Genomic DNA, 15532 nt, shown 5'->3' on the forward strand with positions numbered 1-15532 from the left:
TACGGGGCGGATTCGTCCCGGTTCGCGGGCTGGCGCAGCGTCGCGCTGCACTGGGCGCTGCGGCTCTGGCAGAGCGCGAACAGCCACTGGCGCAGGCGCGCGGTCAGTTCCATACCAGCAGCTCCGCCGGCGTCGGGTTCCAGCCGTTGCAGGGGTTGTTGAGCTGTGGGCAGTTGGAGATCAGGACGATGACATCCATGTGTGCGAGCAGCTCGACGTACTTGCCGGCAGCGGAGATGCCGTCCTCGAAGGTCAGGCCGCCTTCGGCGGTGACCGGCACGTTCATGAAGAAGTTGATGTTGTGGCTGATGTCGGCCTTGCTCAGGCGGCCGTCGTGCAGGCTGGCGCGCAGGAAGTTGTCGCGACAGCTGTGCATGTAGCGCTTGTCCAGGGCGTAGCGCACGGTGTTGCTCTCCTGGGCGCAGGCGCCGCCGAGGGTGTCGTGGCGGCCGCAGGTGTCGGCGGTGATGGTCAGCATCGGGTTGCCGAGATTGGACCAGAGCACGCTGCCGGCGCTGAGGTAGACCTGCCCCTGTTTGCGCAGGGTGCGCTGTACGTCGTAGCGCTCGCGCGGATTGGCGGCGCTGAAGAACAGCGTGTCCACCGCCTGGTTGCCTTCCAGGTCGAGGATGCGCAGGGTCTGACCGGCCTTGAGTTCGGTGAGGCTGGGTTCGCCGGCCGGGATCAGGGTGCGCGAGACGCAGGCTTCGGGGTGTTTGGCGCTGGGGACGATGGGCATGCTCGCGCTCCTTACAGGTACTGGCGTTCGGTGTTGTGGAAGCCGCGGCCGTTCTCCGGGCGGGACGTGCGGCAGAGCACGCTGATGCCGTCGGCGGCGACCTGCTGCCAGGTCAGGCCGATGGGCTTGGGTGCGTACTGCGGGTTCGGGTCCAGGGGGTGTTGCAGGGCGGTTAGCACCACCAGCGTGTCCATTGGTGCGTAGAGCTCGACGTAGTCGCCGGCCTTGGAGTTGCCCTGGGCGAAGCGCAAGCAGCCGTCGGCATCGACGTCCACGCGGCTGAACAGGTTCAGGCACATCAGCAGGTCCTGCAGGCGCATGTCCCACTTGCCCATCTCCACCAGCAGGTTGTCCACGCCGTTGCGGTGGAAGCCGTTGCGCAGTTCCTGGTAGCGCCCCTGGCCGTATTTCTCCTGCACTTCGGCGGCGTTCAGCACGCCGCCGAAGCTGTCGTGCCAGCCGCAGCTGTCGGCGGTGATGGCGGCGAGCACGCGGCCCATGTCCGAGTACAGGCAGTGGCCGGCGGTGAGCTTGGCGGTGTGCTGACATTTGAGGCTGTCGGGCAGGTTCAGCCGCTCGCTTTTCTCGGCGGCGTTGAACAGCAGCAGGCTGACGTTGCCGCCGCCTTCGATATCGGTCAGGCGCAGCACCTGGCCGCGCTTGAGGACGAAGGAGGTATGGCCGCCGCCGGGGACGGTTTCTTCGTACAGCGTGGTGCGTAGTTCGTTCATGGCGGGCTCCTCAGTAGGCCGGCGTGATCAGCGGGGCGGCGGCCGTTTCCAGGCGCGCGGCGAGCGGTTCGGGCAGGGCGGCGCGGGCGGCCTTGCGGTCGGCGTTGAGCGGTATGTCGTAGGTGATACGGGCGCCGTAGGCGGTGGGTGCCTGCGGGTCGTGGCGGACCTTGTCGAAGACCAGCAGGCGGGTGCCCAGGCTGAAGCCCTCGGCGAGGTCGTGGGTGACCATGAATACGGTGAGCCGGGTTTCCTGCCACAGCTCCAGCAGCAGGGTGTGCATGTCCTGGCGGATACCGGGGTCGAGCGCGCCGAAGGGTTCGTCGAGCAGCAGCACGCGGGGCTTCATGATCAGCGCCTGGGCAATCGCCAGACGTTGCTGCATGCCGCCGGAGAGAGCGGTCGGATATTGCTTCAGCGCATGGCCGAGGCCGACCCGTTCGAGCAGGGCGGCGGCCTGCTCGCGGGCCTCGCGCTTGGCGTTGCCCAGCAGCCGGCCGAGCAGCGGCGAACGTGGCAACTCCAGGCCAAGGGCGACGTTGTCGAGCACGGACAGATGCGGGAACACCGAGTAGCGCTGGAACACCACGCCACGGCTCGGGTCGGGCTCGCCCGGCAGCGGTTGGCCTTCGAGCAGCAGCTCGCCACGGCTGGGGCGCTCCTGGCCGAGCAGCAGGCGCAGGAAGGTGGACTTGCCGCAGCCGGAGGCGCCGACCAGGGTGCAGAACTCGCCTTCCTTTACCTCCAGGTTGAGGCGCTCCAGCACTACGTTGCCGGCGTACTCCTGCCAGACGTTCTTCACGTTGATGAAAGGAGTGGCAGCTACTGCGCGTTGCGATTGCTGCGTTGCGCGGTGCTCGCAATCCTCATGGACTATGTGTTCACTCCGGTTGCTGTGCTTCGGGCAACTGGCACTCGTAGCGCTCGCTACGCTGCTTGTCTGTTTATCATTCATGCCTTGCCTCCTTCGTACCAGGGGAAGGCACGCCGGGTGAGCAGGCGCAGGCCGTAGTCCATCAGCCAGGCCAGCGCAGTGATCCACACCACGTAGGGCAGGATCACGTCCATGGCCAGGTAGCGGCGCACGAGGAAGATGCGGTAGCCCAGGCCGTCGGTAGAGGCGATGGCTTCGGCGGCGATGAGGAACAGCCAGGCCGAGCCGAGCATCAGGCGCAGGGAAATCAGCAGGCGCGGCATCAGTTGCGGCAGCACCACGCGCAGGATCAGCGTCCAGGTGCTGGCGCCCAGGGTTTGCGCCTTGATCAGCAGTTCGCGGGGGATTTCCCTCGCGCGCTGTTCGATGTCACGGGCGATGCAGGGGGCGACGCCGATGACGATCAGCATCACCTTGGACAGCTCGCCGAGGCCGAAGACGATGAACAGCACCGGCAGGATCGCCAGCGGCGGGATCATCGACAGCACGGTGAGCAGCGGCGATAGCGGCGCACTGAACAGCGGCACGCTGCCGGCGGCAATGCCCAGCACCATGCCGAGCAGGGCGGCGATGCCCAGTCCCATGCCGAGGCGTTGCAGGCTGGCGCCGGTGTCCTGCCAGAACAGCACGTCGCCGGTGCGCTTGTCTTCGCTGAAAGCCAGGCGGTTCACCGCGTCGGCCATCTGCGCGGCGCTGGGCAGCAGCTTGTCGTTGGGGTTCTCCGCCAGCCGCGAGGTGGAGCCCGCGAAGTAGGCGAACAGCAGCAGGGCGAAGGGCAGCAGCACCAGGAACAGACGGCCGCTGCGGTCGGGGGTTCGGTTGATCAGGCGCATGCGTCGTACCTGTTTATTGCGGGCCTTTGGGGCCGTTTACTGCTTTGCGTGAGTTCGTGCCGATGCTTTTCCCTCACCCCAGCCCTCTCCCGGAGGGAGAGGGGGTTGTCCGTGCCGGCGGATGCCAGGGTTTCAACCTGCACCAACCAGTTCCCTCTCCCTCTGGGAGAGGGTTAGGGTGAGGGGCTCTTGCAGGCTCCGGTGTCAGAGCTTTCCCTCAGCCGCCATCTGCACGTAGCTCGGATCGAAGCGCAGCTTGAGATTCTTCGCGTCGCCGGTGGAAAGCCCGCCGGCGAAGCTCATGCCCACCGCGTCGGCGCTTTTCGCGCCTTCGCCGAGCAGGCCGTGGGCGAAGGAGAAGGCCGCGACCTTGTCCATGGTCGCCGGCAGTTTCGGGCTGGTGGCAAAGGCCAGCGCCTCCTGCGGCGTGGCAAACAGCTTGGTGGTGGCGAGCTGGCTCTGGTAGCCGGCGAGGTCGGTGCCCGAGGCCTTGGCCATGTGTTCCAGCGCGGCGCGGGTGTCGGCGCTGTCGCCCTGCATCAGCGCGACGGTCTCGAACCAGGCGCCGGTCAGGGCCTTGCCCAGCGCCGGGTTGTCCTTCAGGACGGCGCTGTTGACCACCATCATGTCCATGATCTCGCCGGGGATCTGGCTGGAGTTGAACACCTCGGTAGTGCCCGGCTTGGCGCGGGCCTCGGCGAGCATCGGGTTCCAGGTGGTCACGGCCTGCACCTCGTCGGTGTTGAAGGCGGCGGCGATGTCGGCGTCGGAGGTGTTCACCGTCTTCACGTCCTTCTCGCTCAGGCGGGCGCTTTCCAGCGCGCGGGCGAGCAGGTAGTGGGAGACCGAGAGCTCCACGAGGTTGACGTTCTGCCCCTTGAGGTCGGCCAGGGTCTTGCCTTCGCCCTTGAGGACGATGCCGTCGTTGCCGTTGGAGAAGTCGCTGACGATCAGCGCGGTGGAGTCGACGCCGCCGGCGGCGGGAATGGTCAGGGCGTCCATGTTGGTCATGGTGCAGCCGTCGAACTGGCCCGCGGTGTACTGGTTGATCGACTCGATGTAGTCGTTGAGCTGGGTGACCTTGATCTCGATGCCGTACTTCTTCGCCCACTTGTCGACGATGCCGTGGCTGGCCGCGTATTCCCAGGGCATCCAGCCGGCGTAGATGGTCCAGCAGAGGTTGAAGCTGTTCTTCGCGGCGGCGGAGGCTGAGAGGCTGAAGGCGGCGAGGCCGGCAGCGAGCAGGGCGGTCAGAAGGGGCTTGCGCATGGAGCATCTCCAGTCGATTGTCGGGCAGGCAGGAGTCGGGCGGCACGTGTCGCTCTCGTCTCCCGGGCTTTTGTCCCGCCGTGTAACCTCGCTGGAGGTCGATGACTCTCGGACCAGTCACTCGCTTGGCGAGCCGGAACCCTAGTCATCCATTTCAGATTGTGGTGCCGCTGTCCGAGTGCTTCGGATCGTTCCTGCACAGGCGAAATAAAGCGAGCGGCGTGCCAAGTCGGCGAAAGTGCCGGGGCAGAAGGGCTACGGTGGAGTGGTGGATGTTTTTCGGTGCACGCGAGGGCGTTCGCCTGCCCTCAAATGAAGCGTGGCGCCGCTTCCTGGTGCGCGGGCCAGTCGAAAGGCAGGAGCGTGGCGGGCGTGGCCGGCGGCAGACTGCTGCGACCTTCACCTTGAGGAATCCATCGCCATGTCCGAGTTGCTGAGCTTTGCCAAGGGCGCGCTGACCATGTTCTGGCTCGCCGCCGTGCTCAACCTGATCTATCCGTTCGGCGAGTTGCATCGCCCGCTGCTGTGGCTCTCCGCGATCCTGCTGGTGGTGCATGTGGGCGAGGTGCTGTTGCTGGCGCGTCGGCGTTCGGTCACCGAGAAGGTGCAGGTGCTGCTGTTTGGCGTGCTGCATCTGCAAAGCCGCAAGGTTCGCCGTCTGGAAACTGTAAACGGCTGATTTACCCAAGCTTTACTTTTCGACGCGGCACCGTGTTCTGAGCGGAATGTCTGATCTTGCGAGACCGGAAGAATGTACGCCCCGCATCCCGGCGGGGCGGCCGGCTCGCTTGATGGAGGCGCCATGCGTCGTTTCTTCGCTGCTGTACTGATGATCCTTCCGTTGACCGGCTGCGTGGTCTACGAGCATGACCACGACCGTGGAGGCTGGCGCGATCGCCCGCACTATTATCGCCCTGCGCCGCCACCGCCGGCTTACTACGGTGGCCCCTACCAGGGCTGGCACCGGTGAGTTGCCGGTTCGATCGGAGCGTGGGGCCGATGGCTATCGCTGCGCTCCACGCCCTCCTGCGGAATCACTCATGACGCGGTATTGAATGCCGCGTCTTCCTCCAGCAACAGCTCGACGAACTGGCTGGCCGCCGGCGACAGGCTGCGGCCGGCGTGCCGCACCAGCGCGTAGGCTGAGCCGCGCCCGGCCACTTCGCCATTGGGCCAGGGCAGCACGGCGAGCCTGCCAGCCTGGACATCGGCGGCGACCACGTCCCAGGTGGCGAGGCAGAGCACGTCGCTGCCCTTCACCAACTCCTTGAGCATCAGCACGTCATCGCACTGCACGCTCAACGGTTGTGCGCGGCCCAGGATGCGCGAGAGTCCCTCGTGGGCGTCGCGGGGCAGGCGAGGCCCCGCCAGCGGATAGCTGAGCACGCTGTCGAGCGAGGGTTGGCCGGCCATCAGCGGATGCCCTGGCCGGCAGAACAGCACGCCGCGGTGCTCGCGCAGCGGCAGAATCTCGAGGCGACTGTCGCCCTCCAGTTCGCGGTAGTCGGCGACGAACAGCTCCAGCTCGTCATCCAGCAGGCGCTGCTGCAATTCGCCCCAGTTTTCGATGGACAGCAGGATCGACACCTTCGGGTGGGCGCTGCTGTAGCGCGCCAGTACCTGGGGCAGCAGTCGCGCGCCGGGGAAGGGGCCGGCGCCCAGGCGCAGCTCGCCGGTTTCCAGGTCCGCCAGTTGCAGCACCGCGTTCTTCAGCGCGCGATCGCCAGCCAGCAGTCGGCGGGCATGCTCCAGTACCAGCCGGCCGTGGGCGGTGAGGGTGACGCCGCGCGGGTTGCGGTCCACCAGCTGGCAGTTCAGCTGGCCCTCCAGCGCCTGGATACTGCGCGACAGGGCGGGTTGGCTAAGATTCACCGCATCGGCGGCACGGGCGAAGTGGCCGTGCTCGGCGAGGGCGACGAAGTGGCGTAGCTGACGGAGATCGCTCATGCGCTTCCTGCATCGATATTGAAATTGGAATGCATTGGAATTATTAGCGCGACGGCCGGCATAGTGCGAGCACAACAACAAATACCGGAGCCTTCCGAATGTCCCGTCTTTCCGCTGCCCTCCTGCTGGCCGGTCTCTGCCCCGGCCTGCTGATCGCCGCCGAGCAGCCCAAACCGCCGACCTCCTTCACCGAAGCCGCCCAGGAACAGGTGCGCCAGACGCTGCCGTTCAGCGATCGCGCCGACTTCGACCGGGTGGAGAAGGGCCTGATCAAGCGCCCGGACAACCTGGTGATCAAGAACGATGACGGCAGCGTCGCCTGGCAACTGGGCGACTACGACTTCATCAAGGCCGCGAAAGACCTGGGCAGCGTCAACCCCAGCCTGATGCGCCAGGCGCAGCTGAACCTGTCCTACGGGCTGTTCAAGGTCACCGACGGCATCTACCAGGTACGCGGCTACGACCTGGCCAACACCACCTTCATCGAGGGTAAGACCGGCTGGATCGTCATCGACACCCTGACCACTCCGGCGACCTCCAAGGCTGCCTACGCCCTGGTGAGCCAGGAGCTGGGGCAGAAGCCGATCCGCGCGATCATCTACAGCCATGCCCATGTCGACCACTTCGGCGGGGTGAAGGGCCTGGTCAGCCAGGAGCAGGTGGACAAGGGCGAGGTGCAGATCATCGCGCCCAAGGGCTTCATGGAGGCGGCGATCAAGGAAAACGTCATGGCCGGCAACGCCATGATCCGCCGTGCCACCTACCAGTACGGCACCGTTCTGCCCAAGGGCCCGCAGGGGCAGGTCGACATGGCCATCGGCAAGGGCGTGGCACACGGCCCGCTGAGCATCATCGCGCCGACGAAACTGATCGATGGCGAGCTGCAGGACCTGGAAATCGACGGCGTGCCCTTCACCTTCCAGAACACCCCGGGCACCGAATCGCCGGCGGAAATGAACGTCTGGCTGCCGCAGCAGAAGGCGTTGCTGATGGCCGAGAACGTCACCGCCACCCTGCACAACCTCTATACCCTGCGCGGTGCCGAGACGCGCGACCCGCTGGGGTGGAGCAAGTACATCAACGAGGCGCTGCACCGTTTCGGCGACAAGGCCGAGGTGATGTTCGCCGTGCACAACTGGCCGCGCTGGGGCCACGAGGACATCGTCCGCACGCTGGAGAAGCAGCGTGACATGTACGGCTACCTGAACGACCAGACGCTGCACCTGGCCAACAACGGGGTGACCATCAACCAGATCCACGAGCGCCTGAAGGTGCCGCCGGAGCTGGCCAACGAGTGGTTCAACCGTGGCTACCACGGCAGCGTCAGCCACAACGTGCGTGCGGTGGTGAACAAGTACCTGGGCTACTACGACAGCAACCCGGCGACCCTGAACCCGCTGGCGCCGGAGGATTCGGCGAAGAAATACGTCGAGTTCATGGGCGGTGCCGATCACCTTTTGCAGATGGCCAAGGCCTCGTTCGACAAGGGTGAATACCGCTGGGTGGTGGAGGTGGTGAACAAGCTGGTCTTCGCCGACCCGACCAACCAGGCCGCGCGCAACCTGCAGGCGGACGCCCTGGAGCAGCTCGGCTACCAGGCGGAGAACGCCGGCTGGCGCAACAGCTACCTGGTTGCCGCGCAGGAGCTGCGCAACGGCGTACCGCGGAACCTGCCATCGCTGCGCGTCAGCAATCCCGATGCGCTGGCGGCCATGGATACCGGCCTGCTGTTCGACTACCTCGGCGTGCGGATGAATGCGCAGAAGGCCGAAGGCGAGGACTTCAGCATCAACCTGGTGCTGCCGGACAAGAACGAGCAGTACCTGCTGGAGCTGAAGAACTCGCACCTGAACAACATCAAGGGCGTGCAGAGCGAAAACGCCGGGCAGACCGTGACCATCGACCGCGCCGACCTCAACCGCCTGATGCTCAAGGAGGTTTCGCCGGTGCGCCTGGTGTTCGAGGGCAAGCTCAAGAGCTCGGGCAACCCGCTGTTGCTGGCGAAGTTGTTCGGCCTGCTTGATGACTTCAACTTCTGGTTCGACATCGTGACCCCGCCCGAAAAGAGCTGAACGCGCTCCCCTTTCCGGCGCGGCTGACATCCCTCCAGGCCGCGTCATCCGGTGATGGCACAATGCAGTGATTGCATTGTGCCATTGTTTTTTTCGCGCCCAGTCTGCACCATGCGACCCCTGCGCCTGCAGCTGGTTGCCGGCGCTCGCAGTCGAGTAGTCGCGATCGTGTTCAGCCGTTGTTCGAGGATGTTGCGCCGTTGCTGGCCAGGGTCGTTGGCCCTGGTGCTGGCCGCATCGTTCGTCCTGGCGGGCGCACAGCAGGTCGAGTGGGACTTCAAGCTGATCAGCGAGCAGTCCGCGCGCCTATACGGCCCGTTGGGCGATGGCCAGGTGCGTATCGATGCCTGGCAGAAAATGCTCGCGGAGCAGTCCACTGCTGCAGAACGCGACCAGCTGCAGGCGGTCAATCGCTTCTTCAACGACCAGCTGCGCTTTACCGACGACCTCAGCCTCTGGCACGAGGTGGACTACTGGGCCACGCCGGTCGAGGCGCTGCTCAAGGGCGCCGGCGATTGCGAGGACTTCGCCATCGCCAAGTACATCAGCCTGCGACATCTGGGCGTGCCGGCGCAGAAGCTGCGCATTACCTACGTCAAGGCATTGCGTTTGAACCAGGCGCATATGGTGCTGACTTACTACCCGAGGCCCGATGCCGTGCCACTGGTGCTGGACAACCTGATCGGCAGCATCCTGCCGGCCAGCCAGCGCAGCGACCTGCAGCCGGTGTACGCCTTCAACGGCGAGGGCCTGTGGCTCGCCGGCAGCGGCGCGGGTGGTGGCAAGCAGGTGGGCGACAGCAAGCGGCTGTCGCGCTGGCAGGACCTGTTGAAGAAGATGAAGGCCGAAGGATTCCCTTCGAACGAATAGCTCCTCTGGGGGGAGCCTGGAGACACGATGTCCCTGTTCAAACAGTTGTTGATCGCCATCTGCCTGTTCCTGGTGGTCGCTTTCAGCGGCAGCTTCATGGTCAGCCTGGAAAGCTCGCGCGAGCAGTACGGCAACCAGCTGCGCTCCCACGCCCAGGACGCGGCCACCGCGCTGGGTCTGTCGCTGACGCCGAACATCGACGACCCGGCGATGGTCGAGCTGATGGTCAGCTCGATCTTCGACAGTGGCTACTTCGAGAGCATCCGTGTGATCGACCTGGCCTCCGGCAAGGTCATGGTCGAGCGTACCGGGGTGCCCGACGCGGTGGCGGCCAAGGTGCCGCAGTGGTTCATTTCTCTGATCGACCTGCACTCGGCCGGCGGCGATGCCATCGTCAGCCGCGGCTGGACCCAGGCAGCACGGGTCGAGGTGCTCAGCCACCCGATGTTCGCCATCGCCAAGCTCTGGCAGAGCGCCCTGGGCAGCCTGCTCTGGCTGGTACTGTGCGGCATCGCCAGCGCCGTGCTCGGCGCCATCCTGCTGCGCCGCCAGCTGAAGCCGCTGGACTACATGGTGGAGCAGTCGCACGCCATCGCCCGCCGCGAGTTCCTCAGCCTGCCGGAGCTGCCGCGTACCCCTGAACTGCGCCGTGTGGTGCAGGCGATGAACCAGATGGTGGAGAAGCTCAAGGCGCTGTTCCAGGAACAGGCCCAGCGCAGCGAACGCCTGCGCGACGAGGCCTATCAGGACAGCCTGACCGGGCTGGGCAACCGGCGCTTCTTCGACATGCAGCTGCACAACCGACTGAGCGCCGAGGATCAGGTCAGCAGCGGCGTGCTGCTGGTGCTGCGGGTCAACGACCTCGCCGGACTCAACCAGCGCCTGGGCGGCCAGCGTGTCGACCAGTTGCTCAAGGCCGTGGCGGACCAGCTGCGCCTGGCCGGGCAGGGCCTGGGTGCCGGCCTGACCCTGGCGCGCAGCCGCGGCGGCGAGTTCGTCATGCTGGCGCCAGGGCTGATGCCCGAGGACGCACCGGCGCTGGCGATGCGCCTGGAAGGCATGCTGGCCGCGCTGGTCTCCACCGGCGCCAGCGATGTGAGCCCGGTGGCGTGCCTGGGGCTGGTGCCTTTCGTTTCCGGCGAATCGGCGCAGGCATTGTTGCAGCGCGCCGATGAGGCGCTGGTGCAGGCCGAACGACAGAACGACAGCTGCTGGGCCTTCCTCCAGGGCGGGGCGAAACCGGTCGCGGAGGAGCGCCACACCTGGCACCAGTTGCTGGACGAGGCGCTGGTGCACAAGCGCTTCCAGCTGCATTTCCAGGCGGTGGTGTCCTGCGCCGATCCGCAGGTCGTGCTGCACTACAAGGTGCTCTCGCGCCTGCCGGACGGGCAGGGCGGCAGCATCGCCGCCGGGCGCTTCCTGCCCTGGCTGGACCGCTTCGGCTGGACCGCGCGGCTGGACCTGCTGATGCTCGAAAGCGTGCTGGCCGACATGGCCAGGCACAATCGCCCGCTGGCGCTGAACCTGTCCGCCGCGTTGCTGCGTGACGAGTGGGCGACCACCCGGGTATTCGACCTGCTGAAGCAGCATCCGCAGTTCGCCGGGCGCCTGACCCTGGAGCTGGAGGAAGACCAGTTGCCGGCACAAGCGGTGCTGGAGGTGCTGACCCGTCGCCTTGGCGAGCTGGGTTATCGCCTGAGCCTGCAGCACTTCGGTGGGCGCTTCAGCATGATCGGCAACCTGGCTCGTCTGGGCCTGGCTTATCTCAAGGTGGACGGCAGCCACATCCGCCACATCGACCAGGAGAACGACAAGCGCCTGTTCATCGAGGCGATGCAGCGGGCCGCGCACAGCATCGACCTGCCGCTGATCGCCGAGCGCGTGGAGACGGCCGGGGAATTCCGGGTGTTGAAAGAGATGGGGATTCAGGGCGTGCAGGGGCAGTTGTTCGGTGGGCCGGCGCCCTGGTGATCGACGGCGGGGCGGGGTGCTTTTCGTAGGAGCGGACTTTGTCCGCGATGCTGTTGCCCGAGCTTCGTTGTTTCTGCGCCGCTTCGGCGTACGCGCGGACTTTCCGTTTCGCCCCCTCGGGCGACCTCCTTTGGCAAACGACGGATGGCCGCCCCACCCAAAGGAGGCAAAGGTCTTGCCCCTCCATCCGGTTTTTCGCTTAGGCGAAAAATACCCTCGTTGAACCGAAGTTTCAGGGGCACGCCACGACGGGCCATCCCTGGCCCATCGTGGCTCTCGCGACATCCATGTCGCTCAACCCCTGAAACTGCGCTTCAACGAGGCCTCCTGAAAGGGGCAGTCCGGAGTGCGCTGATGCTTCTCTGGAAGTCTTCAGAGCCAAAGCTAATACGGAGCTGCTTTCTGTAAGAGCGAGCTTGCTCGCGAATTTGCCCCGCTGCGGGGCCGTTCGCGAGCAAGCTCGCTCCTACAGGGGATGCCGCGGGGCCGTCGCGCAAAGGAAAACGGGGCTCAGATCAGCCCCGTTTCCTCGTCGTCGTTGATCAGCCGCGTCAGCCCGCCCAGGGCTTCCCGCGCCTGGGTCCGGTTGAGCAGTTTCGAGCGCGCCGCCGGCGGCAGGTCGGTGATGCGGATCACGCCCTTGGTGATCAGCACCGAGATCAGGTCTTCCAGTACCCGGATCATGTCCAGATCGCTCTGCTTGAGCTGCAGCAGGCTGCTTTCGGCCGCCCAGGCCTGGATGTCCGGATGGTCCGCCGGCAGCGTGCCGGTGGCGCCTTCGAATTCGGCGTCCTCGACGCGCGCCACTTTTCCCTCGGCGTTGCGCTGGATGTACAGCATCGACCCGTCCCCATTTATCGTGATGTGAAGGAGCGACAGCGGAACCACCCCGAAGGGTGGCCCCGCTGTCGCCGTGTCAGAGCCTGACCGTTTGGCAGCCTTGCGGCAACCGCGGATCAGTGATGCTCAGTCTTGACCACCGGGTCGGAACCCGCCACCAGCTTGTTGACGATCTCGGTGGAGGTCGAGCCGTAGGCGGAGAGGTCGACGCCGCTCAGCTTGATGGTGACGTCCGCGGCACCGCCATTGTTGATCTGCCCGGTGGTGCTCACCTGCAGGGTCGAGGTCGTGGTGTCCACCTTCAGGTAGCTGAGGATGTCGTTGTGCGCGGCATCGGGCAGCAGGTCGCTAAGGTCGATGCGGTCACCCTCGCTGGCCTTGAAGTCGGTGATGGTCGCACTGCCGGTATCCCCCGCACGCCACAGGAAGGTATCGGCACCCGAGCCACCGGTGAGGGTATCGCTGCCCTTGCCGCCGATCAGGATGTCGTCGCCCGCGCCGCCGTTGAGGATGTCGTTGCCCTCGTTGCCCACCAGCAGGTCGTTGCCGGCATCACCGTTGAGGGTGTCGTTGCCTGCGCCGCCATACAGCGAGTCATTGCCGTTGCCACCGTTGAGGGTGTCGTTGCCGGTACCGCCGTAGATGATGTCGTGGCCGTTTCCGCCGCTGAGGGTGTCGCTGCCATCCAGGCCGTGCAGCAGGTCGTTGTTGTTGCTGGCCGTGGTGCTGGTGGTGGTGGCGACGGTGACGGAGAGGGTGCCGCTGGTGCTGGCAGTGCTGCCGTCGGACTCGGTGGCGATGGCGGTGACGTTCAGGTTCAGCGTGCCGGTGTAGTTCACCGCAGTGAGCAGCTGCAGGTCGTGCAGTTGCGCCTCGGTGAAGGTCCAGGTGTCGGCGCCGGTCTTGGTCCCCGCCGTGAATGCTGCATCGGTCGGCACACCGCTGATCTTCACGCTCAGGCTCTCGGAGCCATCGGTGTCGGTCAGGCCGGTGGTCAGGGCGATGTCCACGGCCGAGCCGTAGGTCTTGCCGCCGAAGGTCACGGTGGTGTTGCTGATGGCCAGGCTGGAGTCCTTGCCATTGTCACCACCGTTGAGCACCAGCCAGTCGAAGTGGTAGTTGCCGCTCTGGGTCGCGGTGAAGCTCTGGATGCCGTTGCCGTTCACGCTGGCGCCCAGCTGTTCCGAGGAGGTCACCTGGATGACCTGCCTGGCGCCGGTGGGGTCGGTGACGACCAGGGCAACGATGTCGTTGAAGCCGTCCTGGATTTCGCTGACGGTGTTCTCGCCGTTGGTGAAGGCCCAGGTGAAGTTGATCTTGCTGCCAGCGGTGAGGCTGTAGTCCGAGCTGGTCAGAGCGCCGTCAATCACCGTGACGTTGCCCGGATCGTTCAGCGCGCCCTTGGGCGGGTCGATGGCGTTGAGGGCGTTGTTGGACAGGCCGGTTTCCTGCTCCAGCACGGCGCGGGTGACTTCCTGGGTGGTGCTGATGGTTACCGCACCTGGGTTGAGCTGGAAGATGCTGCCGCTGATCAGCTGCGGTGCATCGGCCACCGGGCTGACACTGACCGCGACGGTGCTGGTGGCGGTGCCGCCATGGCCGTCACTGACGGTGTAGCTGATGGTGTCGTTGCCGCTGAAGTTGGTCTTGGGCGTGTAGCTGAGAGTACCGTCGGTGTTGATCACTACGCTGCCGTTGCTGGCGCTGGCGGCGCTGACGGTGAGTTTGTCGCCGTCCACGTCGGTGTCATTGGCCAGTACGTCGATCTTGACCGACGTGTCTTCCTTGGTGGTGGCGGTGTCGGCCACCAGGGTTGGCGCGTCGTTCACCGCGGTGACGCCCACGGTGACGGTCGCGGTGCTGGTGCCGCCGTGGCCGTCGCTGATGGTGTAGGTGAAGCTGCCGGTACCGTTGAAGTCCTTGTTCGGCGTGAACACGACGTTGCCGCCGTCCAGCTTGACGGTGCCGTTCACCGCGCCCTGGACGCTGAGGATCGACAGGCTGTCGCCGTCTACATCACTGTCGTTACCCAGCAGGGTTTTCGGCGCGATGGTCAGCGGGGTGTCTTCATTGGTCACCAACTCGCCCACGGCGTGGGTCAGCGCGGTGCCGCCGACGGTTGCGTAGGTACCGCCCTGCGGACGCATCTCGACCTGCAGTTGGGCCTGGCCGCCTTGATCCCAGTAGACGATCTCGATGCTGTGGTTACCGCTCTGGGCGATGGTGAACACCGCCGATTCGCGGCCTGTCGGGCTCTGGTTCGCGTCGTAGCGGAAGACTTCCACGCCGTCGATCTTGATGCTGAAGCCATCGTCGGCGTTGACCCGCAGCTGGTAGTTGCCGGCGTTGAGATTGATTGCGCCGGTCAGCTGGATGATCGCGTCGGAGGTGTTCGCCGGGTCGGTGTTCAGCGAACCGGCGTCATTGCCCAGGAACTTCTGCAGGTTGCCGTCGCCGCCCAGGTCGCCGCCGCTGAGGTTGTAGCTCAGCGAAGTGGCGGTAAAGGTCGCGGCGGCGGCCTTGCCGGCGATAAAGGCTGCTACCTGGTTGAGGCTGGTGAGGTTGGCGCCATCGGTGCCTTCGCGGTAGCCCCAGTAGTTGCCTTGCAGACCGCTGAGGGTGAAGTTGTCGTTCACGGCCACCGGATTGTCGTTCACCGGGGTGACGTTGAGGGTGATCTTGTTCGGCGTAGCGTCGAAGGCGCCGTTGCTGTCCTTCACCGAGAAGGTGAAGTTGGCGTAGTTGTTGCCGTTGGCGTTGGCTGCCGGGGTGAAGACCAGCTTGCCGAGGTCGGCGGCGTCGATCACCTGGCCGGCAGTCACGGCAGTGCCGTTGAGCTTCAGGCTGCCGTTGGCGGGCAGGCTGTCGATGCGCACGGCGCTGAGGGCATCGTTGTGGTCGACGTCGCTGAAGCCGAAGTCGGTCGCGCTGAAGCTGCGGCTGCTGTCTTCGTCGAGGGTGATGGTCTTGTCGGCGCCGTTGGGCGCGTCGTTGGCGCCATTGACGGTGATGGTCACGGTGGCCGGTGCGCTGACCGCGCCCTCGGCGTCCTTCGCCGTGTAGGTGAAGGTCACCTGGCGGCTCTCGCCCGGAGCGAGCGAGTCGAAGTCGGTACCGGGGTTGAACACGTAGCTGCCGTTGGCGTTGAAGGTCAGGCTGCCGTTGCCGCTGCCCACCCCTTGTACCAGCGCGTAGCCATTGGGGTTGACCGAGCTGTCGATATCGGTCGCCACCGGTACCTGGCTGCTGAGGGTGGTGTTCTCGCCGGTGGACTTGGTGTCGTTCTTGGCTTCGGGGGCATCGTTGACCGGGGTGACGTTGACGCT

Annotated in this window: 13 protein-coding genes and 1 riboswitch; of the genes, 5 read left to right on the forward strand and 8 right to left on the reverse strand. The window is 65.7% G+C overall.

Translation table 11 applies throughout. From position 1 onward, the window contains the following. Positions 1-103: 103 nt before the first annotated feature. The 5 genes from PNI01S_RS12205 to PNI01S_RS12225 all read right to left on the reverse strand — a co-directional run bounded on the left by PNI01S_RS12205 (position 104) and on the right by PNI01S_RS12225 (position 4506). A complete protein-coding gene (locus PNI01S_RS12205) occupies positions 104-739 on the reverse strand; it encodes an urea amidolyase associated protein UAAP2 (protein ID WP_037011240.1) in 636 nt (211 codons plus the stop codon). Between the two features lie 11 nt (positions 740-750). After that, positions 751-1470: an urea amidolyase associated protein UAAP1 gene (locus tag PNI01S_RS12210; RefSeq protein WP_084358332.1), complete on the reverse strand. Its 720-nt coding sequence runs from the start codon at positions 1468-1470 to the stop codon at positions 751-753. A 10-nt stretch (positions 1471-1480) separates the two neighbouring features. Beyond that, positions 1481-2425, reverse strand: coding sequence for an ABC transporter ATP-binding protein (locus tag PNI01S_RS12215; RefSeq protein WP_231387701.1), 945 nt, complete (start codon positions 2423-2425; stop codon positions 1481-1483). Then, positions 2422-3237, reverse strand: coding sequence for an ABC transporter permease (locus PNI01S_RS12220; RefSeq protein ID WP_084358333.1), 816 nt, complete (start codon positions 3235-3237; stop codon positions 2422-2424). The genes PNI01S_RS12215 and PNI01S_RS12220 overlap by 4 nt, the downstream gene beginning before the upstream one ends. A gap of 204 nt (positions 3238-3441) precedes the next feature. Next, on the reverse strand, positions 3442-4506 hold the full coding sequence (locus PNI01S_RS12225) for a putative urea ABC transporter substrate-binding protein (RefSeq protein ID WP_084358334.1): 1065 nt from the start codon (positions 4504-4506) through the stop codon (positions 3442-3444). 57 nt (positions 4507-4563) lie between these two features. Further along, a riboswitch (guanidine-I (ykkC/yxkD leader) is annotated at positions 4564-4662 on the reverse strand. A 265-nt stretch (positions 4663-4927) separates the two neighbouring features. Here PNI01S_RS12225 and PNI01S_RS12230 point away from each other — a divergent pair. Both PNI01S_RS12230 and PNI01S_RS28445 read left to right on the forward strand, forming a co-directional pair. Beyond that, complete coding sequence (locus tag PNI01S_RS12230) at positions 4928-5185, forward strand: DUF1145 domain-containing protein (RefSeq protein WP_024767733.1); 258 nt, start codon at positions 4928-4930, stop codon at positions 5183-5185. Positions 5186-5308: 123 nt separating this feature from the next. Further along, a complete protein-coding gene (locus tag PNI01S_RS28445; protein WP_156356647.1) occupies positions 5309-5476 on the forward strand; it encodes a hypothetical protein in 168 nt (55 codons plus the stop codon). A 68-nt stretch (positions 5477-5544) separates the two neighbouring features. Here PNI01S_RS28445 and PNI01S_RS12235 read toward each other — a convergent pair whose 3' ends face one another. Beyond that, positions 5545-6453: a LysR family transcriptional regulator gene (locus tag PNI01S_RS12235; RefSeq protein WP_084358335.1), complete on the reverse strand. Its 909-nt coding sequence runs from the start codon at positions 6451-6453 to the stop codon at positions 5545-5547. A 98-nt stretch (positions 6454-6551) separates the two neighbouring features. On the opposite strand from PNI01S_RS12235, the gene PNI01S_RS12240 reads away from it, so the two are divergent. From PNI01S_RS12240 to lapD, 3 genes are all read left to right on the forward strand, one after another. Beyond that, positions 6552-8525, forward strand: a complete 1974-nt coding sequence (locus PNI01S_RS12240; RefSeq protein WP_084358336.1) for an alkyl/aryl-sulfatase — start codon at positions 6552-6554, stop codon at positions 8523-8525. Between the two features lie 189 nt (positions 8526-8714). Beyond that, positions 8715-9395, forward strand: a complete 681-nt coding sequence (lapG, locus tag PNI01S_RS12245; protein ID WP_037008283.1) for a cysteine protease LapG — start codon at positions 8715-8717, stop codon at positions 9393-9395. A gap of 27 nt (positions 9396-9422) precedes the next feature. Next, positions 9423-11366, forward strand: a complete 1944-nt coding sequence (gene lapD / locus PNI01S_RS12250; protein ID WP_038803270.1) for a cyclic di-GMP receptor LapD — start codon at positions 9423-9425, stop codon at positions 11364-11366. A 510-nt stretch (positions 11367-11876) separates the two neighbouring features. Here lapD and PNI01S_RS12255 read toward each other — a convergent pair. Both PNI01S_RS12255 and PNI01S_RS12260 read right to left on the reverse strand, forming a co-directional pair. Continuing rightward, positions 11877-12206, reverse strand: coding sequence for a hypothetical protein (locus tag PNI01S_RS12255; RefSeq protein WP_024767779.1), 330 nt, complete (start codon positions 12204-12206; stop codon positions 11877-11879). Between the two features lie 116 nt (positions 12207-12322). After that, positions 12323-15532 (reverse strand): tandem-95 repeat protein (locus tag PNI01S_RS12260; RefSeq protein ID WP_143514251.1); only part of this gene is annotated, 3210 nt, incomplete at its 5' end.

It is taken from the genome of Pseudomonas nitroreducens NBRC 12694, from assembly GCF_002091755.1.
Classification (GTDB): Bacteria; Pseudomonadota; Gammaproteobacteria; order Pseudomonadales; family Pseudomonadaceae; genus Pseudomonas; species Pseudomonas nitroreducens.

Excerpts from the sequence above, each read along its gene's own strand:
- PNI01S_RS12205 (WP_037011240.1), bottom strand. The coding sequence starts at position 739 with ATGCCCATCGTCCCCAGCGCCAAACACCCCGAAGCCTGCGTCTCGCGC.
- PNI01S_RS12210 (WP_084358332.1), bottom strand. The coding sequence starts at position 1,470 with ATGAACGAACTACGCACCACGCTGTACGAAGAAACCGTCCCCGGCGGC.
- PNI01S_RS12215 (WP_231387701.1), bottom strand. The coding sequence starts at position 2,425 with ATGAATGATAAACAGACAAGCAGCGTAGCGAGCGCTACGAGTGCCAGT.
- PNI01S_RS12220 (WP_084358333.1), bottom strand. The coding sequence starts at position 3,237 with ATGCGCCTGATCAACCGAACCCCCGACCGCAGCGGCCGTCTGTTCCTG.
- PNI01S_RS12225 (WP_084358334.1), bottom strand. The coding sequence starts at position 4,506 with ATGCGCAAGCCCCTTCTGACCGCCCTGCTCGCTGCCGGCCTCGCCGCC.
- PNI01S_RS12230 (WP_024767733.1), top strand. The coding sequence starts at position 4,928 with ATGTCCGAGTTGCTGAGCTTTGCCAAGGGCGCGCTGACCATGTTCTGG.
- PNI01S_RS28445 (WP_156356647.1), top strand. The coding sequence starts at position 5,309 with ATGCGTCGTTTCTTCGCTGCTGTACTGATGATCCTTCCGTTGACCGGC.
- PNI01S_RS12235 (WP_084358335.1), bottom strand. The coding sequence starts at position 6,453 with ATGAGCGATCTCCGTCAGCTACGCCACTTCGTCGCCCTCGCCGAGCAC.
- PNI01S_RS12240 (WP_084358336.1), top strand. The coding sequence starts at position 6,552 with ATGTCCCGTCTTTCCGCTGCCCTCCTGCTGGCCGGTCTCTGCCCCGGC.
- lapG (WP_037008283.1), top strand. The coding sequence starts at position 8,715 with ATGTTGCGCCGTTGCTGGCCAGGGTCGTTGGCCCTGGTGCTGGCCGCA.
- lapD (WP_038803270.1), top strand. The coding sequence starts at position 9,423 with ATGTCCCTGTTCAAACAGTTGTTGATCGCCATCTGCCTGTTCCTGGTG.
- PNI01S_RS12255 (WP_024767779.1), bottom strand. The coding sequence starts at position 12,206 with ATGCTGTACATCCAGCGCAACGCCGAGGGAAAAGTGGCGCGCGTCGAG.